This window comes from Pseudomonas sp. UME65 (genome assembly GCF_014170225.1).
GTDB lineage: Bacteria > Pseudomonadota > Gammaproteobacteria > Pseudomonadales > Pseudomonadaceae > Aquipseudomonas > Aquipseudomonas protegens.
Genome location: NZ_LZZQ01000004.1, coordinates 43879 through 67415 on the forward strand (window position 1 = coordinate 43879; position 23537 = coordinate 67415).

A 23537-nucleotide genomic window follows, 5' to 3' on the forward strand; every position below is an offset into this window, starting at 1 on the left:
AAGTGCTGTTCGAAGGTGTTGCGGCTGGCGAGGGTAGCGCCGGGGATTGTTGCCGACGTGTCGTCAGTGTATCGAGGTTGATACAAATGCCGTGGCGTGGGGGAGCGATTGCCGGGGCAATCGGCCTTCTTGCGCACCGTTGAGGAGGATTTACCTCTGATCGGGTCCCGGAGCGGCGCGGCTTGCGCTACAATCCGCGCCGATTTCGACTTGCCTGAGAGCCCCTTCATGTCCGCCTGCCAGACTCCTATCATCGTCGCCCTGGATTTCCCCACCCGTGACGCCGCACTGAAACTGGCCGATCAACTGGACCCCAAACTGTGCCGGGTCAAGGTCGGCAAGGAGCTGTTCACCAGCTGCGCCGCCGAGATTGTCGGGACCCTGCGGGACAAGGGTTTCGAAGTGTTCCTGGACCTGAAGTTCCACGATATTCCCAACACCACCGCCATGGCGGTCAAGGCCGCCGCGGAAATGGGCGTGTGGATGGTCAATGTGCACTGCTCCGGCGGCCTGCGCATGATGGCTGCCTGCCGCGAAGTGCTGGACCAGCGCAGCGGCCCCAAGCCGTTGCTGATCGGCGTCACCGTGCTTACCAGCATGGAGCGTGAAGACCTGGCCGGTATCGGCCTGGACATCGAGCCCCAGGAGCAGGTGCTGCGCCTGGCTGCCCTGGCGCAGAAAGCCGGCATGGACGGCCTGGTGTGCTCGGCCCTGGAAGCCCAGGCCCTGAAGAGCGCCCATCCGTCCCTGCAACTGGTGACCCCGGGGATTCGACCGGCGGGCAGCGCCCAGGACGACCAGCGGCGGATCCTCACCCCGCGCCAGGCCCTGGATGCCGGCTCCGATTACCTGGTGATCGGTCGCCCCATCAGCCAGGCGGCAGATCCGGCCAAGGCCCTGGCCGACGTCGTGGCCGAACTGGCCCTGTAACACGCTTCTTCTTGTAGGAGCCGGCTTGCCGGCGATAGCGGTTTTGCGGTTGGCGGCCCTTTCCGGCCGCCGTTGCGGATCGCCGACAAGCTGGCTCCTACGGATTCAGACTTTCAGTATCAGCTTGCCGAAGTTCTCGCCGCTGAACAGCTTGCCCAGGGTTTCCGGGAAGGTTTCCAGGCCCTCGACAATATCCTCCTTGCTCTTGAGCTGCCCCTTGGCCATCCAGCCGGCCATTTCCTGCCCGGCTTCGGCGAACTGCGCGGCATAGTCCATCACCACGAACCCCTCCATGCGCGCCCGGTTGACCAGCAGCGACAGGTAGTTGGCCGGCCCCTTGACCGCCTCCTTGTTGTTGTACTGGCTGATGGCGCCGCAGATCACCACCCGCGCCTTGACGTTCAGGCGGCTGAGCACGGCATCGAGGATGTCGCCGCCGACGTTGTCGAAATACACATCGACGCCTTTGGGGCACTCGCGCTTGAGGCCGGCGTGGACGTCTTCGTTCTTGTAGTCGATGGCGCCGTCAAAACCCAGCTCGTCGATGAGGAACCGGCACTTGTCCTGGCCGCCGGCAATCCCCACCACGCGGCAGCCCTTGATCCTGGCGATCTGCCCGGCAATGCTGCCCACCGCGCCGGCGGCCCCGGACAGCACCACGGTGTCGCCGGCCTTGGGCGCGCCCACGTCCAGCAGGGCGAAGTAGGCGGTCATGCCGGTCATGCCCAGGGCTGACAGGTAGAGCGGCAGCGGGGCCAGCTTGGGGTCGACCTTGTAGAAGCCCCGGGGCTCGCCGAGGAAGTAGTCCTGCACGCCGAGTGCACCATTGACGTAGTCGCCCACCGCGAAACCGGGGTGGCTGGAGGCGATTACCTGGCCCACGCCCAGGGCGCGCATGACCTCGCCGATGGCCACCGGGGCAATGTAGGACTTGCCCTCGTTCATCCAGCCGCGCATGGCCGGGTCCAGGGACAGGTATTGGTTCTGCACCAGGATCTGCCCGGCGGCGGGCTCGCCCACTGCCACTTGCTGGTAGGTGAAGGTATCGCGGGTGGCCGGTCCGATGGGGCGTTTGGCGAGCAGGAACTGGCGATTGGTCAGGGCGGTCATGGCAGGCACTCGTGGGATGAATGAACCCCTAGTTGATAGCCCCTTGGCCTCGGTGCCGCAAGGTTTGCCGCTGCAGCGAATGGAGGCCAATCGATCGCCCTGATAAAGCCCCCGGCAGATTCATCACCAGAATGCATGAGCATCCAACCGGGCTTTTGATAGTGCTGACGCCACCAGCCCCGGCTGTGGCTAGATTGGGCCGGGTAGCTGACCCGCATTCGATCGAGGATTCCTGCAATGAGCATGACGTTTTCCGGCCAGGTGGCCCTAGTGACCGGCGCAGCCAATGGTATCGGCCGCGCCACCGCCCAGGCATTTGCCGCACAAGGCTTGAAGGTGGTGGTGGCGGACCTGGACACGGCGGGGGGCGAGGGCACCGTGGCGCTGATCCGCGAGGCCGGTGGCGAGGCATTGTTCGTGCCGTGCAACGTTACCCTGGAGGCGGATGTGCAAAGCCTCATGGCCCGCACCATCGAAGCCTATGGGCGCCTGGATTACGCCTTCAACAATGCCGGTATCGAGATCGAAAAGGGCCGCCTTGCGGAGGGCTCCATGGATGAGTTCGACGCCATCATGGGGGTTAACGTCAAAGGGGTCTGGCTGTGCATGAAGTACCAGTTGCCGCTGCTGCTGGCCCAGGGCGGTGGGGCGATCGTCAACACCGCCTCGGTGGCGGGCCTGGGCGCGGCGCCGAAGATGAGCATCTATGCGGCCTCCAAGCATGCGGTGATCGGCCTGACCAAGTCGGCGGCCATCGAATATGCGAAGAAGAAAATCCGCGTGAACGCGGTATGCCCGGCGGTGATCGACACCGACATGTTCCGCCGTGCCTACGAGGCGGACCCGAAGAAGGCCGAGTTCGCCGCGGCCATGCACCCGGTGGGGCGCATCGGCAAGGTCGAGGAGATCGCCAGTGCGGTGCTCTACCTGTGCAGCGATGGCGCGGCCTTTACCACCGGCCATGCACTGGCGGTCGACGGCGGGGCCACCGCGATCTGATGCCGATGGCCGGGGCCCGATGGAATCGACCTCCAGTGTCCTGAAAACGACCTCGGCGTAGCTTTTTGCCATTATTCCGATGTCAGAGACTTGTGCGCCGGTGCATGCCGTTGCGACCCTTCGCCAAGACAAGATGGCCCTATTGCCATTGGGGATTGGAAGGGGACTGCGCACCATGACTTCGGCCGCAAGTGGACGTTTTGCCAACCTGGGCATGGCAAAGAAACTGGGCATCGGGTTTGCCCTGGTGTTGCTCCTAACCGCTCTGGTGGCGGGGATCGGTGTCTGGTCCCTGCAGACCATCAGCCAGCGCTTCGATGGCCTCAAGCAGATGTCCCAGCTCAATAGCGGCGTGCTCAAGGTGCGGCTGCAGGAGCAGGACTACGCTCTGCATGGCGACAGCAAGACCGTGGACAGCCTGCATGAAAGCCTGGAAGGCCTGCAGGCCCTGGCCCAGCAGCTCAAGGTGCGGTCGGCGGCCAACCAGACCGCGATGGGCGATGTGGAGCTGGCGCTGGCGGACTATCGCAAGGCCTTCGACGAGTTCGTCGAGCTGACCCAGGCCAAGGACCTGGCCCTGGAAATGGCCAGTTGGTCGGTGTCCAGCGTGGCCAATAACCTGGACGTGCTGCAGGCGGGGCTGGCGGATGACGGTGCCTATACGCTCAAGGAATCCCAGGGCAAGGACGGTGCCGAATTCATCGAGCAGGCCAATCAGATCAGCCAGGTTTCACGCCTGATGCTGCAGGCCATGAATGAGGCCCGGTTGCGCCTGGATCAGAACCGCAAGGGCGGCGACCAGGAGCCCGCCGAGCAGGGCAAGATCGAGCAGGCCGATCAGGCCCTGGCCCAGGCCGAGCAGTTGAAGGCCACGGTCAAGGATGCGGGCTATCAGACGGTGCTCAACGAAGTCTCGGGGCACATCGGCAACTTCAGCGAGAAGCTCAACGAGTACACCGGGTTGCTGGCCCAGGAGAAGCAGGTCTATCAGCAGTTGCATGAGCGCGCCGCCCAGGTGATGGCGCGGGTTGATCAGGCGTACGGGGCGCAAGAGCATTCGATGCTGGGGGAACTGGACAAGAACTCCCTGCTGATCATCGGCTCCTCGGCCCTGGCGCTGTTGGTGGGGCTGTTGGCGGCCTTGAGCGTCACCCGCCTGATCGTGCGCCCGTTGCGCAGTGTGATGCACGTGGCTCAGCAGATTGCCGCCGGTGATCTGACCGCGACCGTGGAGGTGACCCGACGTGACGAGATCGGTCAGTTGATGCAGGCCATGCAGCAGATGGGTAGCGGCCTGAGCGGCATTGTCAGTGGCCTGCAGGCGGGGATCGAGCAACTGGCCAGTTCGGCTCAGTCGCTGTCCACGGTGACCGAGCAGACCAACCTGGAAGTCAGCACCCAGAAGGAAGAAACCGAGCAAGTGGCCACGGCCATGAATCAGATGACCGCCACGGTGCACGATGTGGCGCGCAATGCCGAGGAGGCCGCCCAAGCCGCCCAGGCGGCGGACGACAAGGTCGAAAGTGGCCAGCAAGTGGTGCGCCAGAGCATGCAGCGCATCGAGCAACTGGCGGATTCCGCCAGCCGTGCCAGCAGTGGTATCGAGAGCCTGAGCGCGGAAATCGACAACATCGGTAGCGTGCTGGATGTGATCAAGAGCGTGGCCGAGCAGACCAACCTGCTGGCCCTCAACGCCGCTATCGAAGCCGCCAGGGCCGGGGAGCAGGGCCGGGGGTTTGCGGTGGTGGCCGATGAAGTGCGGGCCCTGGCGAAACGCACGCAGCAGTCCACCGAAGAGATCGCCCGGTTGGTGACGGCTCTGCACGCGGCGGCCGACTCCTCGGTGCAGCAGATCCAGAGCAGTGGCGAGCTGGTGAAGCTGGCGGTCAGCGATGCCCTGCAGACCGAAAGCGCCCTGGGTAGCATTGCCGCGGCGGTGTCATTGATCCAGCAGATGAACCAGCAGATCGCCGCTGCGGCCGAGCAGCAGAGTTCGGTGGCCGAAGAGATCAACCGCAGTGTCACCAGCATTCGCGCCAGTGCCGATCAGTCGTCCCTGGCGATGCAGGGCAACGCCGCGTCGAGCATCGAGCTGGCGCAGTTGGGCGTGGAACTGAAGGGGATGGTGGGGCATTTCCGCTTGTAGCGGCGGGGAGGGCGCAGCGTTCTAAAACCCTTGCCCGGGTGTTCCGGGCAAGGGTTTTTTCTGTCAGTCGTAGATGGCTTTCTTTTTCCAGTCGGCGTCGGCTTCCACGGTCTTGAGGCCCTGGGTCAGCTGGTTGTCTTCGTCCGGGGCAGGTTCCAGGGTCGACAGCACCATGGCATTGGCCCGGGCCAGGAGTTTGTCCAGGTATTCCAGTTGCTCCTTGTAGACCGCCGGGTCCGGCTGCTTGCGCAGGTACTGCACGCCACGCTCGAAGGCCAGCCGGGCCTGGCCCGGCTGGTTCTGCTGCAGGGCGTACTGGCCCAGGTTGTTGAAGAACTCGATATGCAGCAGCACCAGGATGTGGCGGATCTCCTTGATCCAGCGCTTGGCTTCGTTGGGCTGCAGGAAACCGTCGTGGGCGGCGCGAGTGACCTGGCCGTGCATGGCCTCCAGCAGGAAGCGCACGTCCTTGGCCTTGGCTTCGGTCTGGATCGGTGCCGGTGGGTTGTTCACCGGGATCGACTCGCCCTGGCCCACCAGGGTATTGAGCTCAGCCAGGCGAGCCTTGAGGGCGCTGTCGGTTTTATCGAGGTTGAGCATGCGCTGAACGACGTTCAGCTCCAGGCGCGTCAGCAGCAGCTTGAGGGCCGGTGACATGAACTGGCCGGGGAAGGTTTCGGTGATCTCGCCGCAACGACGCAGGCGATCATTGAGTTCGACCTTGGTGCGGGCTTTTTCCAGTTTGTTGTTTTCCACCACATGGTTCATGTAGCCAATGGCGATCAATAGTGCGATCCCGGCTATTACCAGCAGGGTGATCATGAGTGGTGTCACCGTTAAAACCTCGTTATGGGATTCGCGTGCGAGTGTAGTGGCTTGGCATTTAGACGCATAGCGCCGCTCGACGAGCCGGGCATGGATTGTGCTGCTTATATAGGTGGCATTTGCCTCGGGGGATCCAAGGGTTCAAATTGCCATCACCGGCTGTGGAGGACTATAACGCCTTGTCGAGTGCCAGAATATAGGCGTCAAAGCGCGGACGGCAGAAAACCCTGAAGCGGGCCTAAAACAGCTCCGAAGTCATTGATTTAAATAAAATTATATCTGGGGGTTGACGGCCTCCCAAAGCATCCATAGAATGCGCGCCACTTTCAACGGAAAGCAAATAGCAAAACGTTGAAGGAAGTGAATGCTGTAGCGTGTCCCCTTCGTCTAGTGGCCTAGGACACCGCCCTTTCACGGCGGTAACAGGGGTTCGAGTCCCCTAGGGGACGCCATTGCGGGAATAGCTCAGTTGGTAGAGCACGACCTTGCCAAGGTCGGGGTCGCGAGTTCGAGTCTCGTTTCCCGCTCCAATTTTAAACAGTCTGGCTTTCGGGCGAGGCTGAGTGAAACCAGAACCCAAGTCTTCGGATGCGGCTCTGGACACCGAAACACACACCATGTGTTCCGGGTAGCGTGTCCCCTTCGTCTAGTGGCCTAGGACACCGCCCTTTCACGGCGGTAACAGGGGTTCGAGTCCCCTAGGGGACGCCATTTGCGGGAATAGCTCAGTTGGTAGAGCACGACCTTGCCAAGGTCGGGGTCGCGAGTTCGAGTCTCGTTTCCCGCTCCAATTTAAGCAGCACTGCCTTCGGGCGGGGCTGAGTGAAACCAGAACCCGAGTCTTCGGACGCGGCTCTGGGCGCCGAAACACACACCATGTGTTGCGGTTAGCGTGTCCCCTTCGTCTAGTGGCCTAGGACACCGCCCTTTCACGGCGGTAACAGGGGTTCGAGTCCCCTAGGGGACGCCATTTGCGGGAATAGCTCAGTTGGTAGAGCACGACCTTGCCAAGGTCGGGGTCGCGAGTTCGAGTCTCGTTTCCCGCTCCAAATTCACAAGAACGCCGCTCATTGAGCGGCGTTTTTGTTTGCCTGCGATTCAACGCTGCAGCCAGTGCCCAGAAAAAAGGCCCGCCAGTACACCTGCGCGGGCCTTTGTCGTTTGCCTTGCCTACAGCGACAGCAGCAACCGCCCGGCGAACAGCAGCAGGATCAGCCCCATGCAGCGCTCGAACCAGTGCCCCAGGCGCATGAACAGCAAGCGCACCCGAGAGCTGGAGAAGAACAGCGCGACGATCACGAACCACAGCGCATTTACCAGGCACATCCAGGCGCCATATAGGGCCTGGATGCTCAGTGGGGTGGTGGCGCTGACCAGGGTGGTGAAGATCGCCAGGAAAAACAGGGTCGCCTTGGGGTTGGTGGCATTGGTCAGAAACCCCGTGGTAAAGGCTCGCAGCAAGGTCTGTTGGGGCTCATCGGTGGGCGCCTCGCCGGGAAGGCTGGTCTTGGCCTTGCTGCGCAGCAGGCTGATACCCAAGTACAGGATGTAGGCGCCGCCCAGTAGCTTGGCCGCGCTCAGCAACCAGGGCGTAGCGTGCATCAGGGCGCCCACCCCCAGCAGGGTGTAGAGCACGTGCACCGAGATGCCGGCGCCGATGCCCAGGGCGGTACAGACCCCGGTCATGCGGCCAAAGCGCACGCTCTGGCGGATGGTCACGGCAAAATCCGGCCCGGGAGCGACCACCGCGAGAAAGTGAACCAGGGCCAGGGCGAGGAACTCGCCAAGATAGTTGGAGAGCATGCGGACTCCGCAAAGCAGGGTGATTGAGTGGCAGGCCGTTTTCAGTCGAGGCTGTAGCTGACCGAAAGGGTGCCTTTCTTGAGTGAGACCGCGGTGATGAGCACCGCGCCCAGCTGCTGCAGGTGGCTGACGTGGGTGCCGCCGCAACCATAGGCCGGCAGTTGGCCAAAGCTGATCTGGCGCGAACCGTCCGCCATTGTGCTATGCCGTTCCAGGTCGGCCTCTATCCACTGCGCAATCGCGTCCTGCACGCTGGCGCCGTCGATCTCCCGGGGCTGCTCTGCCGGTTTGAACGACACCCGGCCTTCACCTGGCCAGTGATGGGCCTTGATCGGTATCCAGCCCTGGCTTTGCACGAAGTGGCCGATCAGGTGCCCGGCGGAGTGCATGCGGCTGTTGAACAGGCGCGCGGCCTCATCGACCCGGGCCTCGAAAATGCCCGGCTCCAGCGGCTGGTCCAGGTAATGCACGATCTGCTCGCCTTCCTGGGCCACCCGCAGAACGGCGGCCTGGCCGATCCAGCCGGTATCGCTGGGCTGGCCGCCACCCTGGGGGTGGAAGGGCGTGGCGTTGAGGGTGACCGCGAATTGCTGTTCGTGGGGGATGCAGCTCAGGACCTCGACGGAGGTCAGTAACTGGTCATTGTCGTAATACAGGCGCCGCGTCATTTCTCTAACCCTGGAATTCAGTGTTTTTTTATTATGCGCCCTGGGCAATTGCGTGATAATCCGTTCGAAACTCAATGGACTATTGCGTCATGAGCATAAATCTACCCCTGCCTTTGCTGGCAGAAATGGCCATTTTCGTCAGGGTCGTGGAGACCGGCAGCTTCTCCGAGGCGGCACGCCAGCTGGGCTCCTCGCCTTCGGCGGTCAGCCGCAGCATCTCGCGCCTGGAAAAGGCCCTGGCCACCCGGTTGTTGCAGCGCACCACACGCAAGTTGCGCTTGAGCGACGGTGGCGAAGAGGTGTTCAAGCGTTGCAGTGAAATGGTCAGTGCGGCCCGTTCGGTGATGGAGGTCAGCGGCCAGTTCACCCACGAAGCCGAAGGCGTGGTGCGGGTCAGCGTGCCCAAGGCGGTGGGGCGTTTCGTGGTGCACCCGCACATGCCGGAGTTTCTGCGGCGCTATCCCCAGGTCGATGTGGAACTGCTGCATGAGGACCGCGATGTCGACCTGATCGACGACAACGTCGACCTGGCGATCCGCATCACCGATCGCCCGCCGCCCGGGTTGATCGGCCGCCAGCTGTTGCGCATCGATCACCTGCTCTGCGCCACCCCGCAGTACCTGGCCGAGCACGGCACGCCGGCCCATCCCCAGGACCTGCGCCAGCACAGTTGCATCTACCTGGGCGAGACCCCCAGCGATGCGCGCTGGAAATTCACCCAGGGCAGCAAGGCGGTCACGGTGGGGGTGCGCGGGCGCTATGCGGCCAACCACACCGGGGTGCGCCTGGATGCGGTGCTGCAACACCTGGGGATCGGCAGCCTGCCGTACTTCACCGCGCGCCATGCCCTGGAGCAGGGGCTGATCGTCCAGGTGCTGCCGGAGTGGACCTTCCTGGCCTCATACCACGGCGGTGCCTGGCTGCTGCATTCACCGACCCGTTACCTGCCGCCCAAGTTGCGGGTTTTCATCGACTACCTGGTGGAGTGCCTGGCCAAGGAGCCGACCCTCAACCGCCCGGGCAAAGCGGAACGCCCGCTGTAGGAGCTGGCTTGCCAGCGAATTCTCTGACAAGCCGGCGCTAAAAGGCGCCCATGAAAAAGGCCCGCCGGGCGAACCGTGCGGGCCTTGGTTGCGCCGGGCGCAGTGATCAGTGCTTGCTGTCCTGGGCAGAAAGCGCCAGCAGCTGCTTTTCCTGGTTCCAGTCGAAGGGCTCGTCGTTCTGCTCGGCTTCGAAACGGCGCTCTTCCAGGGCCTGGTACAGGTCGATTTCTTCATCGGGCATGTAGTGCAGGCAGTCACCGGCGAAGAACCACAGCAGGTCACGAGGCACCAGGTGGGCGATCTGCGGGTAGCGCTGCATGATCTGGCACAGCAGGTCCTGGCCCAGGTATTGGCTTTCGATCGGGTCGATCGGCAGCGAGGCGCGCAGTTCGTCGAAGCGCTCCAGGAACAGCGCATGGCTTTCCTCGGGCACCTGTTCGGCTTCACCTACGGCGACCAGGATGCTGCGCAGGTGGTCCAGCAGGACGAGATGATCGGCGACGATGTTGGACATGACAGGGTCCTCAAGAGCAAAACGGGCGCGGGAGTATATAGCTCCCGCGCCCGGTTTCATAATCGACCTGCCCCGAAGGCGGCCGTCTAGCGGGTCTTGCCTTCGCTTAGGGTCAGCTCCTCCTTGGCAAAATCATCCACATCGATGACCTTGCGCCGCGCCGCCTCGGCCTCGTGCAGGCTCTGGGCCTCGGCGGCCTGCAGCACGCCGGCTTCCAGCGCCGCGTCGATGGCCGATTCGCCGGCAGCCGGTTTGACCTGGCCGCTTTTCAGCGCTTCGTGGAGCTTCTTGTGCAACGGGTGCACGGCGCTCAGCAGGTTGCTGGCATGTTGCAGGGCGCCCACCGGGTCGTCCTTGGATTGCGGGCGGTAGCAGCCGGCAAGCACCGCTTCCAGGGCCGGATCGCCCTGGGCGCGACCGATGATCGCCGCCACTTCGGCATCCAGCTGGTCCGATGGCCCGGTATGGCGACGGCCGAAGGGGAACACCAGCACCCGCAGCAGGCAACCGAACACCCGGTTGGGGAAGTTGCTGAGCAGCTCGTCCAGGGCCCGTTCGGAATGCCCGAGGCTCTCTTCCATGGCCCAGGCCAGCAGGGGGCGCAGGTATTCCGGGGAGTCCAGGTCGTGGTAGCGCTTGAGCGCTGCCGACGCCAGGTACAGGTGGCTGAGCACATCCCCCAGGCGGGCGGAAAGGCGCTCGCGGCGTTTGAGTTCGCCCCCCAGCAGCATCATCGAGAAGTCCGCCAGCAGGGCGAAGGCCGCGGCCTGGCGGTTCAGGGCACGGAAGTAGCCCTGGCTGACCTTGTCTCCCGGAACGTGTTCGAAGTGGCCCAGGCCGAGGTTCAGCACCAGGGTGCTGGCGGCGTTGCTCACGGCGAAACCTATGTGCTTGAGCAGCAGGGCGTCGAACTCCTGCAGCGCCTGGTCGTGGTCTTCGCGACCGGCCAGGGCCATTTCCTTGAGCACGAATGGATGGCAGCGGATTGCCCCCTGGCCGAAGATCATCAGGTTGCGCGAAAGGATGTTGGCGCCTTCCACGGTGATGAAGATCGGCGCTCCTTGCCAGCTGCGGCCCAGGTAGTTGTTGGGGCCCATGATGATGCCCTTGCCGCCGTGCACGTCCATGGCGTGGCTGATGCACTCGCGGCCGCGCTCGGTGAGGTGGTACTTGAGGATCGCCGACAGCACCGAGGGTTTTTCCCCCAGGTCCACGGCGTTGGCAGTGAGCATGCGTGCACTGTCCATCAGCCAGGCATTGCCGCCGAGGCGGGCCAGAGCCTCCTGGATGCCCTCGAAGGCGGCGAGGGGCACGTTGAACTGCTCCCGCACCTGGGCGTACTGGCCGGTCACCAGGCTGGTGAATTTGGCGGCGCCGGTGCCCACCGCGGGCAGGGAGATCGAACGGCCCACGGACAGGCAATTCATCAGCATCATCCAGCCCTTGCCGAGCATTTCCTGGCCGCCGATGAGGAAGTCCAGGGGAATGAACACGTCCTTGCCGGAGTTCGGGCCGTTCATGAAGGCCGCGCCCAGGGGCAGGTGGCGGCGGCCGATATCCACCCCGGGGGTGTCGGTGGGGATCAGTGCCAGGCTGATGCCCAGGTCTTCCTGGTCGCCCAGCAGGTGGTCCGGGTCATGGGCCTTGAAGGCCAGGCCGAGCAGGGTGGCCACCGGGCCCAGGGTGATGTAGCGCTTTTCCCAGTTCAGGCGCAGGCCCAGGGTTTCTTCACCCTGCCATTGGCCTTTGCAGATGATCCCGGTGTCGGGCATGGCCCCTGCATCGGAGCCGGCCAGGGGGCCGGTGAGGGCGAAGCAGGGAATGTCGTCGCCCCGGGCCAGCCGCGGCAGGTAGTGATTGCGCTGTTCGTCGGTGCCGTAGTGCAGCAGCAGTTCGGCCGGGCCCAGGGAGTTGGGCACCATCACGGTGGAGGCCAGGTCGCCGCTGCGGGTGGCCAGCTTCATGGCCACCTGGGAGTGGGCGTAGGCCGAGAAGCCCTTGCCGCCGAACTCCTTGGGAATGATCAGGGCAAAGAAACCGTGCTCCTTGATGTGGGCCCAGGCTTCGGCCGGCAGGTCCATGTGCTGGCCGATCTGCCAGTCGCTGACCATGGCGCACAGCTCCTCGGTCGGGCCGTCGATGAACGCCTGCTCTTCTTCGGTCAACTGGGCCTTGGGGTAGGCCAGCAAGGTATTCCAGTCGGGGCGGCCACTGAACAGCTCGCCGTCCCACCAGACGGTGCCGGCATCGATGGCATCGCGCTCGGTCTGGGACATCGGCGGCAGAACCTTCTGGAACCAGCTGAACAGCGGCGCACTGAAATACTTGCGCCGCAGATCGGGCAGCAGCAGAGGGACGGCGACCGCTGCCAGCAGCACCCAGAAAATCAGCAGCAGCCAGCCGGGGGCACGGCTAAAGGCGCCCATGGCCAAGAGGTAGATGGCGACCACGCCGAGGGCGGGCAGGGGGGCGGTACGGCGATGGGCCAGGTAGGCCACTGCGAGCACCAGAACCAGTATCCACAACAACAGCATATTCAATCCTCCGTGAAACCAGGGGTGAAATCACCCTCAGAGCGTAGTCGGCCTTCGACAGCGCGGGTGAGCAGGGCAGTGCGGGTGCAATGCAAGTCTGTATCTTGCGGGCCAGGCCCGGTTGATCGTGGGGGCCATGATCTTTGGCCGATACGTCGTTATCACTGGGGCGGACGCCTCGATAGACTCAGGCTTCCTCTCGGAGGTCATGCCCATGCACGAGTACCTGCGTCCCAGCCGCTTCATCGATAGTGACCACCCGGCGGTGGTGGAGTTCGCCGAAACTCATCGCGGTGCCAGCCGCGATCCCCGACAGCAAGCCGTCAGCCTCTATTACGCGGTGCGCGAGGCCGTACGCTACAATTTCTACAGTTTCAGCCGTGATCCCCAGACCTTGCGCGGCAGCCATGCCCTGGCCACCGGCGAGAGCTATTGCGTGCCCAAGGCCACCTTGCTCGCCGGTTGTGCCCGGCATTGCGGGATACCGGCGCGCATCGGCCTGGCCGATGTGCGCAATCACCTGTCCACACCCAGGCTGCTGGAGCTGCTGCGCAGCGATGTGTTCGCCATGCACGGCTACACCGAGTTCTATCTGCAGGGTCGTTGGGTCAAGGCCACGCCGGCGTTCAACCGGCAATTGTGTGAAATGTTCGATGTGGCGCCGCTGGATTTCGACGGCCTGGAGGACAGCGTTTTCCAGCCTTTCAATCGCCAGGGCGAACAGTCGATGGAGTACCTGGTGGACCACGGGCAGTTTGCCGACGTGCCGCAGGAGCTGTTTTTCGGCCACCTGGAAAAATGCTACCCGCACCTGTTCGACGCGCAGCAGCCGCAAGTGCTGGCAGACCTGCGCGGCGATTTGAGTCGCGGCTGATCAGGCGTAGACTGCCCCGGCATTCATTACTGAGGGATGGTCATGCTGAAGATCTGGGGTCGCAAGAACTCGTCGAATGTCAGGAAGGCACTCTGGTGCGCGCAGGAACTGGGGCTCGCCTATGAGTCCCTGGACGCCGGCGGCGCCTTTGGGGTGGTGGACACCCCGGCGTACCGGGCGCTGAACCCCAATGGCCGGATTCCACTGATTGAAGACGGCGACTTCGTGCTCTGGGAGTCCAATACCATCGTGCGCTACCTGGCTGCGCGCTACGCCGCCGATAGCCACTGGTACCCGGCCGACGTGCAACTGCGGGCCAGCGCCGAGAAGTGGATGGACTGGACCACCTCGACCTTCGCTGAACCCTTCCGGCATCTGTTCTGGGGCGTATTGCGCACCCCGGCCGAGCAGCAGGACTGGGCGCAGATCAACGCCGCCAAGGCCACGTGTGCCGAGCTGCTGGCGCGAGTCGATCAGGCCCTGGGCGAGCAGCCTTACCTGTCCGGGCAGGAGATCGGCGTGGGCGACATTCCCCTCGGCAGTTTCATCTACGCTTGGTTCGAGATGCCCATCGAGCGTCCTTCCATGCCCCATCTGCAAGCCTGGTATGAGCGCTTGAAACAGCGCCCGGCCTATCGCCAGGCCGTGATGACCGCGTTGACTTAATACCCACTATCGATACGGGTGACTGTACTTGCACGACGCAGGCACGCAACATGGCGGGCGTCCGGCGTCGTTGCAATCGGCTCGGGCCGCCCTTACTTATAAAATTCCCCCTTCTTGGTGCATGAATCCGATATGAGTTCCGCTCTGTCCATCCGGCAGCTAACCAAAACCTACGGCAACGGTTTCCAGGCCCTGAGTGGTATCGATCTGGATGTTGCCGAAGGTGACTTTTTCGCCCTGCTCGGCCCTAACGGGGCCGGCAAATCCACCACAATCGGCATTCTCTCGACCCTGGTGAACAAGACCAGCGGTACGGTGAGCGTCTTCGGCCACGACCTGGATCGTGAGCCGGCGGCGCTCAAGCGTTGCATCGGCGTGGTGCCGCAGGAATTCAACTTCAACCAGTTCGAGAAAACCTTCGACATCGTCGTGACCCAGGCCGGCTACTACGGCATTCCGGCGAAGATCGCCAAGCAGCGCGCCGAGCAGTACCTGACCCAGCTCGGCCTGTGGGACAAGCGCGATGTGCCTTCGCGTTCCCTGTCCGGTGGCATGAAGCGGCGCCTGATGATCGCCCGCGCGCTGGTGCATGAACCGCGCCTGTTGATCCTTGACGAACCTACCGCCGGGGTCGATATCGAGCTGCGCCGTTCCATGTGGAGCTTTCTCACCGAGCTCAACCAGAAAGGCATCACCATCATCCTCACCACCCACTACCTGGAAGAGGCTGAGCAGCTGTGCCGCAACATCGGCATCATCGACCACGGCACCATCGTCGAGAACACCAGCATGCGCCAGTTGCTCAGCCAGCTGCATGTGGAGACTTTCCTCCTCGACCTGAAGAACGACCTGAGCGTGGCGCCGCAACTGGCCGGCTATCCGACCCGGCTGGTGGACAGCCATACCCTGGAGGTCCAGGTGGACAAGGCCGTGGGCATCACCGCGCTGTTCGGCCAACTGGCCCTGCAGAACATCGAGGTGCTGAGCCTGCGTAACAAAACCAACCGTCTTGAGGAGTTGTTCGTGTCCCTGGTGGAGAAGAATCTGTCGAAGGTGGCGGTATGAGTTCGGAGTTCAAACCCAACCTGGTGGCGCTCAACACCATTGTCTATCGCGAAGTCCGGCGCTTCACCCGGATCTGGCCGCAGACCCTGCTGCCCCCGGCCATCACCATGGTCCTGTACTTCGTCATCTTCGGTAACCTGATCGGCCGGCAGATCGGCGACATGGGTGGTTTCACCTACATGGAGTACATCGTCCCGGGGCTGATCATGATGTCGGTGATCACCAACTCCTACGGCAACGTGGTATCGAGCTTCTTCGGCAGCAAGTTCCAGCGCTCCATCGAGGAGTTGATGGTCTCGCCGTTGTCGCCCCATACCATTCTCATCGGCTACACCTTGGGCGGGGTGCTGCGGGGGCTGATGGTGGGGGTCATCGTGACGCTGCTGTCGCTGTTCTTCACCACGCTGCAGGTGCACCACCTGGGCATCACGGTGCTGGTGGTAGTGCTGACCGCGACCATCTTCTCGCTGCTGGGCTTCATCAACGCAGTCTTTGCACGCAACTTCGACGATATCTCGATCATCCCGACCTTCGTGCTGACGCCCCTGACCTACCTGGGCGGGGTGTTCTACTCGATCAACCTGCTGCCGCCGTTCTGGCAGACGGTGTCCCTGGCCAACCCGGTGCTGCACATGGTCAACGCCTTCCGTTTCGGCATCCTCGGGGTGTCGGACATCAAGATCAGCATCGCCATTACCTTCATGCTGGTGGCCACCCTGGTGCTGTATATCGGTTGCGCACGGCTGCTGGTGAGCGGGCGCGGCATGCGTCAGTAAATGCCTTTAGTGCGTCATGCAAACGGCCTCCCTCGGGAGGCCGTTTTCGTTGGTCACTGCCGTTGCTGCTTGCGCCTGGACCATTGGCGCGCGACCCACCAGCGCCAATAGAGCATGGTCAGGCAATAGGCAGTGGCCCCCAGCACCAGCCCGGCCACCACCGAGCCGAGGAGGAAGGGTTGCCACAGGGTTGCCAGCTGGCTGCTGATCCACTCCCAGGTCAGCTCGTCGGGCAGGGTGCGCGGCGGCACGTTCATCAGCCAGGCCCCCAGTTGGTAGGTGCAGAAGAACACCGGCGGCATGGTGATGGGGTTGGTCAACCAGACCAGGCTGACACTGATGGGCATATTGCCGCGCAGCCAGATGGCCAGTACCGCAGCCAGCAACATCTGCATCGGAATGGGAATAAAGGCGGCGAACAGGCCCACGGCCATGGCCCGGGCCACCGAGTGTCGATTGAGGTGCCAGAGGTTGGCGTCATGCAGCAGGGTGCCGAGAAAGCGTAAGGACTTGTGTTCCCGGATGCTGGTCGGATCTGGCATGTAACGTTTGAATAAGCGCCGGGGCATAAGGCTTCTCGGTCGGGTCAGGCGACGATTATGACCGGATTCTAGTCGGCGAAAATTCAGACATTGTGACAAATGATAAAGCCGCGCTGCTCATCCTCGACTAAGCCAAGAGTATGAACTCCCAAGGAGGGGCGGGCGGATGCGTAGCGCAATGCTGGCGCTGGCTGCAGGGCTGCTGGCGCTGGGTTTCATGCCGGCCTTGCCCCCAGGCTGGCTGCTGCTGTGTATGGCGATACTGGCCTTGATGCTGTTGCCGTTTCGTACACATCCGGTGGCATTTTTCCTGTTCGGTTTCACCTGGGCCTGTGTCTCCGCGCAGTCGGCCCTGGATGATCGCCTGGCGCCGCGCCTGGAGGCACAGACCCGCTGGCTGGAGGGGCGGGTGAGCGGCCTGCCGGAGCAGGCGGGCGGCGTGGTGCGTTTCGAGCTGGGAGATGCCCAGGCCCGCCGTGAGCGGCTGCCCCGGCGCATGCGGCTGGCCTGGCATGAGGGCCCGGCGCTCAAGAGTGGCGAGCGCTGGCGGCTGGCGGTCAAGCTTCGCCAGCCGATGGGTTTGTTGAATCCCCAGGGCTTCGATTACCAGGCCTGGCTGCTGGCGCGCCGTATCGGCGCCACCGGCACGGTCAAGGCCGGGCAGTTGCTGGCACCGGCCCCGCAGGCCTGGCGGCAAGGCTTGCGCCAGCGCTTGCTAGAGGTCGAGGCACAGGGGCGCGGTGCGGGGCTGGCGGCGCTGGTGATGGGCGACGGTTCCGGCCTGACGCGGCAAGACTGGCAGCTGTTGCAGGACACCGGCACCGTCCACCTGATGGTGATTTCCGGGCAGCACATCAGCCTGCTGGCTGGGGTGATCTATTTCGCGGTGGCCGGGCTGGCCCGCCATGGTCTCTGGCCCGAGCGCTTGCCGTGGTTGCCCTGGGCCTGTGCCCTGGCCTGGCTCGGCGCCCTGGGCTACGGCCTGCTGGCGGGGTTCGATGTGCCAGTGCAGCGCGCCTGTGTGATGGTCGCCCTGGTACTGCTCTGGCGCATGCGCTTTCGCCATCTGCGGGCCGGCTGGCCCCTGCTGCTGGCGTTGAATGCGGTGTTGCTGGCCGAGCCGCTGGCCAGCTTGCAGGCGGGGTTCTGGCTGTCCTTTGCCGCAGTGGCAATCCTGATCTTGATCTTTGCCGGGCGCCTGGGGGCGTGGAGCTGGTGGCAGGGCTGGACCCGGGCCCAATGGTTGATCGCCATTGGCCTGCTGCCGCCGTTGCTGGCTCTGGGGCTGCCTATCAGCCTCAGCGGGCCGCTGGCCAATTTGCTGGCGGTGCCCTGGATCAGCTTTCTGGTGTTGCCGCCGGCTTTGCTCGGCAGCCTGCTGCTGCCGGTGCCTTATGTGGGTGAGGGCCTGTTGTGGCTGGCCGGTGGATTGCTGGACGGGTTGTTCCGCTTGCTCGGATTGATTGCCGGTGGGTGGCCGGCCTGGGTGCCGCCGCAGATCCCTCTGTGGCTATGGGGCATGAATGCTCTGGGCTGCCTGTTGCTGCTGTTGCCCAGGGGCTTGCCCATGCGGGTTCTGGGTTGGCCGCTGTTGCTGCTGGCGGTCTGGCCACCCCTGGCGCGCGTGCCCGAAGGCGAGGTGGAGGTCTGGCAGCTGGATGTGGGGCAGGGCCTGTCATTCATCCTGCGTACCCGTGATCACGCCCTGCTGTATGACGCTGGCGCGCGGGTCGCCGAGTTCGACCTGGGAGAGCGAGTGGTAGTGCCGACCCTGCAAAGGCTCGGCATCCGGCGGCTGGACCTGATGCTGCTCAGCCATGCCGACAACGACCATGCCGGTGGCGCCCAGGCGGTGCAGCGCGCAATGCCCGTGGGCGAGGTCCGCGGTGGCCAGCCCGACGCCTTGCCCGCGGGCCTGCAGGCAAGGCCTTGCGACAGTGGGCTGAGCTGGGTGTGGAATGGCGTGCGCTTTCGCCAGTGGCAATGGGCAGCGGCGACCGACGGCAATCAGGCTTCGTGCGTGCTCCAGGTCGAGGCTGCCGGCGAGCGCCTGCTGCTCACCGGGGACATCGACGCCCGTGCCGAACGAGCCTTGCTCGACAGCCCGCTGGCGGTGCGGACCCACTGGCTGCAGGCACCTCATCACGGCAGCCGCACCTCTTCATCCATGGCCTTGCTGCAACGGCTGGCCCCCGACGCGGTGCTGATTTCCCGTGGGCGGGGCAATGCCTTCGGCCACCCCCATCCTCAAGTGCTGGCACGCTATCGGCGCCTGGACATGGCAATTTATGACAGCGCCGAACAGGGCGCTCTGAGGCTGCAACTGGGGGCTTTCGGGGCGGCGCATGGCCTTCGCGAGCAACGGCGATTCTGGCGTGAGCCGCCCGCAATGCCTTAAATAACCGTGGGTTATTAAAGCCTGTGAGCATGCGACATCACGGTCTTCGGTGCGTCCGGCCCCTATGTTAGAGTGGCGCACTTTTTCGAGGGGGCTGTCACTGTGTGGGAATTGGTCAAATCCGGCGGCTGGATGATGTTGCCGATCATTCTGAGTTCCATTGCTGCCGTGGGCATCATTGCCGAGCGTCTGTGGACCCTGCGGGCCAGCCGTGTCACCCCGCCCCACCTGCTGGGGCAGGTCTGGCGCTGGATCAAGGACAAGCAGCTGAACAAGGAAAAGCTCAAGGAACTGCGCGCCGATTCGCCCCTGGGCGAGATTCTGGCGGCGGGCCTGGCCAACTCCAAGCATGGCCGCGAGATCATGAAGGAATGCATCGAAGAGGCTGCCGCCCGGGTCATCCATGAGCTGGAACGCTACCTCAACGCCCTCGGCACCATTGCCGCCATGGCACCGCTGCTGGGGCTGCTGGGCACCGTGCTGGGCATGATCGACATCTTCAGTTCGTTCATGGGCTCGGGCATGACCACTAACGCGCACATCCTCGCAGGCGGTATTTCCAAAGCCCTGATCACCACCGCCGCCGGCCTGATGGTGGGCATTCCCTCGGTGTTCTTCCACCGCTTCCTGCAACGCCGGGTCGATGAACTGGTGGTGGGCATGGAGCAGGAGGCGATCAAGCTGGTGGAAGTGATCCAGGGCGACCGCGATGTCGATCTGGCCGAGGGCAAAGCGTGAAATTCCGTCGCAAGCCCCGGGAAACCGTGGACATCAACCTGGCGTCGTTGATCGACGTGGTGTTCATCCTGCTGCTGTTCTTTGTTGTCACCACCACCTTCACCCGGGAAACCGAGCTGCGGGTCGACCTGCCGGAAGCGGTCAGCGGCTCGCCGGCCGAAGACCAGCAGGTCAAGCAACTGGATATCGCCATCAGCGCCGACGGCGTGTTTTCGGTGAACAACCAGGTCCTGCCCAAAAATGACCTGGAGACCTTGATCGAGGCCCTGCAGAAGGAGTCGGCGGGCGACACCAACCTGCCGCTGTCCATCAGCGCCGATGGCAAGACCCAGCATCAAGCGGTGATCACTGCCATGGATGCAGCCGGCAAGCTCGGTTTCAGCCACCTGCGCATGACCACCGTCGAGGCGGACCCGGCACCCTGATGGCACTTTCCGATCGCCTGCTCAATGCCTGGTACAACGGCCACCCCGCGCTGAAACTGCTGCGCCCCCTGGAATGTCTGTATCGCCGAGTGGTGACGGGCAAGCGCCAGCGCTTTCTTGCCGGTGAGGGGGCGATCTATCAACCACCTGTGCCGCTGATCGTGGTGGGCAACATCACCGTCGGCGGCACCGGCAAGACGCCGTTGATCCTGTGGCTGGTGGAGCACTGCCAGCGCCTCGGGTTGCGGGTCGGGGTGGTCAGCCGCGGCTACGGGGCCAAGCCGGCGCAACTGCCCTGGCGCGTCAGCGCCGAAGATTGCGCCGCGGTGGCCGGTGATGAGCCGCTGCTGATCGTCCAGCGCTGCGGCGTGCCGCTGATGATCGACCCGGATCGCGGCCGCGCCGTACAGGCCCTGCTGGCCGCCGAGCCGCTGGACCTGATCCTCTCCGACGACGGCCTGCAGCACTACCGCCTGGCCCGTGACCTGGAGCTGGTACTGATCGATGCCGCCCGCGGCCTGGGCAACCGCCGCTGCCTGCCTGCCGGGCCGCTGCGCGAGCCGGCGGAGCGTTTGCAGAGCGTCGACGCGGTGCTCTACAACGGCGCAGTTGATGACCGTGACGAGGGGTTCGCCTTTCATCTCAAGCCCTCGGTGCTGGTCAACCTGCGCAGTGGCGAGCGCCGTGCGTTGGAGCATTTCGCCCCCGGCCAGGCGCTGCATGCGGTGGCGGGCATCGGCAATCCCCAGCGTTTCTTCAACACCCTTGAAACGCTACACTGGCGGCCTGTTCCCCATGCATTTGCCGATCACGCTCAATACAGTGCGCAGGCCTTGACCTTCACCCCGTCATTGCCGCTGGTCATGACCGAGAAAGATGCGGTCAAGTGCCGGGCTTTCGCGGCAGACGACTGGTGGTACCTGGCGGTCGATGCCCAGCCTTCGCCGGCCTTCGTCGCCTGGTTCGACACCCAGTTGATGCGCCTGCTGCCTGATCGTCTGCTGCCTTAATTCGCTTTTATCCAGGGAATCCTCATGGACACCAAACTGCTCGACATCCTCGCCTGCCCGATCTGCAAAGGCCCCCTCAAACTCAGCGCCGACAAGACCGAGCTGATCAGCAAGGGCGCGGGCCTTGCCTATCCGATTCGCGATGGCATCCCGGTGATGCTGGAAAGCGAGGCGCGCACCCTGACCACCGAAGAGCGCCTGGACAAATGAGCAGCGCCTTTACCGTTGTCATTCCGGCGCGCTACGCCTCCACTCGCCTGCCAGGCAAGCCGCTGCAACTGATCGCCGGCAAGCCGATGATCCAGTGGGTCTGGGAACAGGCGCGCAAGAGCAGCGCCGAGCGGGTCGTGGTGGCCACCGATGATCAGCGCATCGTCGAGGCCTGCCAGGGCTTTGGCGCCGAGGCGCTGCTGACTCGGGAAGATCACAACTCCGGCACCGACCGGCTGGCGGAAGTCGCCGCCCAGCTGGGCCTGGCCGCGGATGCGATCGTGGTCAACGTACAAGGCGACGAGCCGTTGATCCCGCCGTCGGTGATCGATCAGGTAGCGGCCAACCTGGCAGCCCACACCGAAGCGCGCATGGCCACCCTGGCCGAGCCGATCGAGGACGTGCAGACCCTGTTCAACCCCAATGTGGTCAAGGTGGTCAGCGACCTCAACGGCCTGGCCCTGACCTTCAGCCGCGCCACCTTGCCCTGGGCCCGGGATGCCTTTGCCCAGAGTCGTGAGCAACTGCCCGAAGGCGTGCCTTATCGCCGTCACATCGGCATCTATGCCTACCGCGCCGGCTTTCTTCACGACTTCGTCAGTTGGGGCCCGTGCTGGCTGGAAAACACCGAATCCCTGGAGCAACTGCGTGCCCTGTGGCATGGCGTGCGGATCCACGTGGCCGACGCCCTGGAAGCACCGCCTACCGGCGTCGATACCGCCGAAGACCTTGAGCGCGTTCGGCGCCTGCTGGAGGCCTGATGCGGGTTCTGTTCGTCTGCCTGGGCAATATCTGCCGCTCGCCCACCGCCGAAGGCGTGCTGCGCCGCAAGTTGCACAAGGCCGGCCTGGGTGACCAGGTGCAGGTCGCCTCTGCGGGCACCAGCGACTGGCACATCGGCAAGGCCCCGGACAAGCGCAGCCAGCAGGCTGCCTTGCGGCGCGGCTACGACCTGTCAGCGCAACGGGCGCAGCAGGTCGGCAGCGCCGATTTCGCTGCCTATGACCTGATCTTCGCCATGGACCAGAGCAACCTGCGCAACCTCAAGGCCCTGCAACCGGCCCGGGGCAAGGCCGAGCTGGACCTGTTCCTGCGTCGCTACGAGGGGGCACTGGATGAAGTGCCGGATCCGTACTACGACGGCGAGCAGGGTTTCGAGCAGGTGCTGGACCTGATCGAGGATGCCTGCGACCGACTAGTGGTCGAATTGAAGGGGCGGCTATGACCCTGGACATTCAGGCCGATGTGTCCCTCAAGCCGTTCAACAGCTTCGGGGTCGAGGTCAAGGCGAAGTGGTTTGCCCAGGCCCATAGCGACGACGAGGTACGCGAGGCCCTGGCCTATTGCGCTACCCACCAGTTGCCGCTGCTGGTGATCGGCGGCGGCAGCAACCTGCTGCTGACGGCGGATATCCAGGCCCTGGTGCTGCGCATGGCCACTCGTGGCATTCGCCTGCTCAGCGATGACGGGCAGCGGGTGGTGGTCGAGGCCGAGGCCGGGGAAACCTGGCATCCCTTTGTCCAGTGGACCCTGGAGCAGGGCCTGTCCGGGCTGGAGAACCTGAGCCTGATTCCCGGCACCGTCGGCGCCGCACCGATGCAGAACATCGGCGCCTATGGGGTGGAGATCAAGGACGTGTTCGCCGGCCTGACCGCCCTCGATCGGCAGACCGGCGAGCTGCGGGAATTCGACCTGGCGCAGTGTCAGTTCGCGTACCGCGACAGCCTGTTCAAGCATCAGGCCGGTCGCTGGTTGATCCTGCGGGTGCGCTTTGCCCTGAACCGTGTCGATCACCTGCACCTGGAATACGGTCCGGTGCGCCAGCGCCTGAGCGAGCAGGGCATCGAACAGCCGACGGCCAGCGATGTCAGCCGGGCGATCTGCAGCATCCGCAGCGAGAAGCTCCCGGACCCTGCCGTGCTGGGCAATGCCGGCAGCTTCTTCAAGAACCCGGTGGTGCCGGCGGCACTGGCGGCGCAGATCAAGCAGTCGCATCCGGGGCTGGTGGGTTACCCCCAGGCCGATGGGCAGGTGAAGCTGGCGGCCGGTTGGCTGATCGAACAGGCGGGCTGGAAGGGCTTTCGCGAGGCGGATGCCGGGGTCCATCGCTTGCAATCGCTGGTGCTGGTCAACTATGGCGGCGCCAGCGGCCTGCAGTTGCTGGAACTGGCGCGGCGGATCCAGCGCGATATCGCCGAGCGTTTCAGTGTCGAGCTGGAGATGGAGCCCAACCTCTATTAACGAGAGCCGGCTTGCGGTGG

The 23537-nt window shown here is 64.1% G+C and carries 23 protein-coding genes, 6 tRNA genes and 1 pseudogene; 23 read left to right on the forward strand and 7 right to left on the reverse strand.

Going from position 1 to position 23537, the window contains the following annotated elements:
- Positions 1–228: 228 nt before the first annotated feature.
- Positions 229–930, forward strand: a complete 702-nt coding sequence (gene pyrF, locus A9971_RS01220) for an orotidine-5'-phosphate decarboxylase (protein WP_011060084.1) — start codon at positions 229–231, stop codon at positions 928–930.
- A gap of 105 nt (positions 931–1035) precedes the next feature.
- Here pyrF and A9971_RS01225 read toward each other — a convergent pair whose 3' ends face one another.
- A complete protein-coding gene (locus A9971_RS01225; RefSeq protein ID WP_019095878.1) occupies positions 1036–2040 on the reverse strand; it encodes an NADP-dependent oxidoreductase in 1005 nt (334 codons plus the stop codon).
- Between the two features lie 237 nt (positions 2041–2277).
- On the opposite strand from A9971_RS01225, the gene A9971_RS01230 reads away from it, so the two are divergent.
- From A9971_RS01230 to A9971_RS33080, 3 genes and pseudogenes are all read left to right on the forward strand, one after another.
- Positions 2278–3039 (forward strand): SDR family oxidoreductase, encoded by a 762-nt coding sequence (locus A9971_RS01230; protein WP_011060086.1) that lies wholly within the window; start codon positions 2278–2280, stop codon positions 3037–3039.
- Between the two features lie 1060 nt (positions 3040–4099).
- Positions 4100–4324 (forward strand): annotated as a pseudogene (locus A9971_RS33075) (HAMP domain-containing protein); the annotation flags it as partial.
- Positions 4322–5185 (forward strand): methyl-accepting chemotaxis protein, encoded by an 864-nt coding sequence (locus A9971_RS33080; protein WP_370059478.1) that lies wholly within the window; start codon positions 4322–4324, stop codon positions 5183–5185. The pseudogene A9971_RS33075 and the gene A9971_RS33080, both read left to right, overlap by 3 nt.
- A 63-nt stretch (positions 5186–5248) precedes the next feature.
- On the opposite strand, the gene A9971_RS01240 is transcribed toward A9971_RS33080, so the two are convergent.
- Positions 5249–6007 (reverse strand): hypothetical protein, encoded by a 759-nt coding sequence (locus A9971_RS01240; protein ID WP_015634689.1) that lies wholly within the window; start codon positions 6005–6007, stop codon positions 5249–5251.
- A gap of 379 nt (positions 6008–6386) precedes the next feature.
- Between A9971_RS01240 and A9971_RS01245 the strand changes: the two genes are divergently transcribed.
- The 6 genes from A9971_RS01245 (at position 6387) to A9971_RS01270 (ending at position 7059) form a co-directional block, all read left to right on the forward strand.
- Positions 6387–6462 (forward strand) — tRNA-Glu (locus A9971_RS01245).
- Between the two features lie 2 nt (positions 6463–6464).
- Positions 6465–6540, forward strand: a tRNA-Gly gene (locus tag A9971_RS01250).
- Between the two features lie 105 nt (positions 6541–6645).
- A tRNA-Glu gene (locus tag A9971_RS01255) sits at positions 6646–6721 on the forward strand.
- Positions 6722–6724: 3 nt separating this feature from the next.
- A tRNA-Gly gene (locus A9971_RS01260) sits at positions 6725–6800 on the forward strand.
- A 104-nt stretch (positions 6801–6904) separates the two neighbouring features.
- Positions 6905–6980, forward strand: a tRNA-Glu gene (locus tag A9971_RS01265).
- A gap of 3 nt (positions 6981–6983) precedes the next feature.
- Positions 6984–7059, forward strand: a tRNA-Gly gene (locus A9971_RS01270).
- A 121-nt stretch (positions 7060–7180) separates the two neighbouring features.
- On the opposite strand, the gene A9971_RS01275 is transcribed toward A9971_RS01270, so the two are convergent.
- Complete coding sequence (locus A9971_RS01275) at positions 7181–7813, reverse strand: LysE family translocator (protein ID WP_015634690.1); 633 nt, start codon at positions 7811–7813, stop codon at positions 7181–7183.
- Between the two features lie 41 nt (positions 7814–7854).
- A complete protein-coding gene (locus A9971_RS01280) occupies positions 7855–8481 on the reverse strand; it encodes a hypothetical protein (RefSeq protein ID WP_015634691.1) in 627 nt (208 codons plus the stop codon).
- A gap of 89 nt (positions 8482–8570) precedes the next feature.
- Here A9971_RS01280 and A9971_RS01285 point away from each other — a divergent pair, with 89 nt between their 5' ends.
- Positions 8571–9524, forward strand: a complete 954-nt coding sequence (locus A9971_RS01285) for a LysR family transcriptional regulator (protein ID WP_011060091.1) — start codon at positions 8571–8573, stop codon at positions 9522–9524.
- Positions 9525–9630: 106 nt separating this feature from the next.
- Here the strand turns inward: A9971_RS01285 and A9971_RS01290 are convergent, their stop codons facing one another.
- Together A9971_RS01290 and A9971_RS01295 are read right to left on the reverse strand one after the other, a co-directional pair.
- On the reverse strand, positions 9631–10038 hold the full coding sequence (locus tag A9971_RS01290; RefSeq protein WP_011060092.1) for a PA2817 family protein: 408 nt from the start codon (positions 10036–10038) through the stop codon (positions 9631–9633).
- Between the two features lie 86 nt (positions 10039–10124).
- Complete coding sequence (locus A9971_RS01295; protein WP_183000740.1) at positions 10125–12572, reverse strand: acyl-CoA dehydrogenase; 2448 nt, start codon at positions 12570–12572, stop codon at positions 10125–10127.
- Between the two features lie 214 nt (positions 12573–12786).
- Here A9971_RS01295 and A9971_RS01300 point away from each other — a divergent pair, with 214 nt between their 5' ends.
- The 4 genes from A9971_RS01300 to A9971_RS01315 all read left to right on the forward strand — a co-directional run bounded on the left by A9971_RS01300 (position 12787) and on the right by A9971_RS01315 (position 15953).
- Positions 12787–13446, forward strand: coding sequence for a transglutaminase family protein (locus A9971_RS01300; RefSeq protein WP_011060094.1), 660 nt, complete (start codon positions 12787–12789; stop codon positions 13444–13446).
- Positions 13447–13488: 42 nt separating this feature from the next.
- Positions 13489–14112 carry a glutathione S-transferase family protein gene (locus A9971_RS01305; RefSeq protein WP_011060095.1) on the forward strand — a complete coding sequence of 208 codons (624 nt, stop codon included), beginning with the start codon at positions 13489–13491 and terminating at the stop codon, positions 14110–14112.
- Positions 14113–14244: 132 nt separating this feature from the next.
- Positions 14245–15177, forward strand: a complete 933-nt coding sequence (locus tag A9971_RS01310) for an ABC transporter ATP-binding protein (protein ID WP_011060096.1) — start codon at positions 14245–14247, stop codon at positions 15175–15177.
- Positions 15174–15953: an ABC transporter permease gene (locus tag A9971_RS01315; RefSeq protein WP_011060097.1), complete on the forward strand. Its 780-nt coding sequence runs from the start codon at positions 15174–15176 to the stop codon at positions 15951–15953. The genes A9971_RS01310 and A9971_RS01315 overlap by 4 nt, the downstream gene beginning before the upstream one ends.
- Positions 15954–16006: 53 nt before the next feature.
- Here A9971_RS01315 and A9971_RS01320 read toward each other — a convergent pair whose 3' ends face one another.
- Positions 16007–16522: a DUF2062 domain-containing protein gene (locus tag A9971_RS01320; protein WP_015634695.1), complete on the reverse strand. Its 516-nt coding sequence runs from the start codon at positions 16520–16522 to the stop codon at positions 16007–16009.
- A 139-nt stretch (positions 16523–16661) separates the two neighbouring features.
- Between A9971_RS01320 and A9971_RS01325 the strand changes: the two genes are divergently transcribed.
- From A9971_RS01325 to murB, 8 genes are all read left to right on the forward strand, one after another.
- Positions 16662–18893: a DNA internalization-related competence protein ComEC/Rec2 gene (locus A9971_RS01325; RefSeq protein WP_183000741.1), complete on the forward strand. Its 2232-nt coding sequence runs from the start codon at positions 16662–16664 to the stop codon at positions 18891–18893.
- Positions 18894–18995: 102 nt separating this feature from the next.
- Complete coding sequence (locus tag A9971_RS01330; RefSeq protein WP_011060100.1) at positions 18996–19631, forward strand: MotA/TolQ/ExbB proton channel family protein; 636 nt, start codon at positions 18996–18998, stop codon at positions 19629–19631.
- Positions 19628–20056, forward strand: a complete 429-nt coding sequence (locus tag A9971_RS01335) for a biopolymer transporter ExbD (RefSeq protein WP_011060101.1) — start codon at positions 19628–19630, stop codon at positions 20054–20056. The genes A9971_RS01330 and A9971_RS01335 overlap by 4 nt, the downstream gene beginning before the upstream one ends.
- Entirely contained in the window at positions 20056–21066 is a 1011-nt protein-coding gene (gene lpxK / locus A9971_RS01340; RefSeq protein ID WP_015634697.1) for a tetraacyldisaccharide 4'-kinase, read from the forward strand. Before A9971_RS01335 ends, lpxK begins: the two co-directional genes overlap by 1 nt.
- 24 nt (positions 21067–21090) lie before the next feature.
- Positions 21091–21276, forward strand: a complete 186-nt coding sequence (locus tag A9971_RS01345) for a Trm112 family protein (protein ID WP_011060103.1) — start codon at positions 21091–21093, stop codon at positions 21274–21276.
- Positions 21273–22037, forward strand: a complete 765-nt coding sequence (gene kdsB / locus A9971_RS01350; RefSeq protein ID WP_011060104.1) for a 3-deoxy-manno-octulosonate cytidylyltransferase — start codon at positions 21273–21275, stop codon at positions 22035–22037. Before A9971_RS01345 ends, kdsB begins: the two co-directional genes overlap by 4 nt.
- Positions 22037–22501, forward strand: coding sequence for a low molecular weight protein-tyrosine-phosphatase (locus A9971_RS01355; protein WP_183000742.1), 465 nt, complete (start codon positions 22037–22039; stop codon positions 22499–22501). Before kdsB ends, A9971_RS01355 begins: the two co-directional genes overlap by 1 nt.
- Positions 22498–23517 (forward strand): UDP-N-acetylmuramate dehydrogenase, encoded by a 1020-nt coding sequence (murB, locus tag A9971_RS01360; RefSeq protein WP_011060106.1) that lies wholly within the window; start codon positions 22498–22500, stop codon positions 23515–23517. The genes A9971_RS01355 and murB overlap by 4 nt, the downstream gene beginning before the upstream one ends.
- Positions 23518–23537 lie beyond the last annotated feature (20 nt).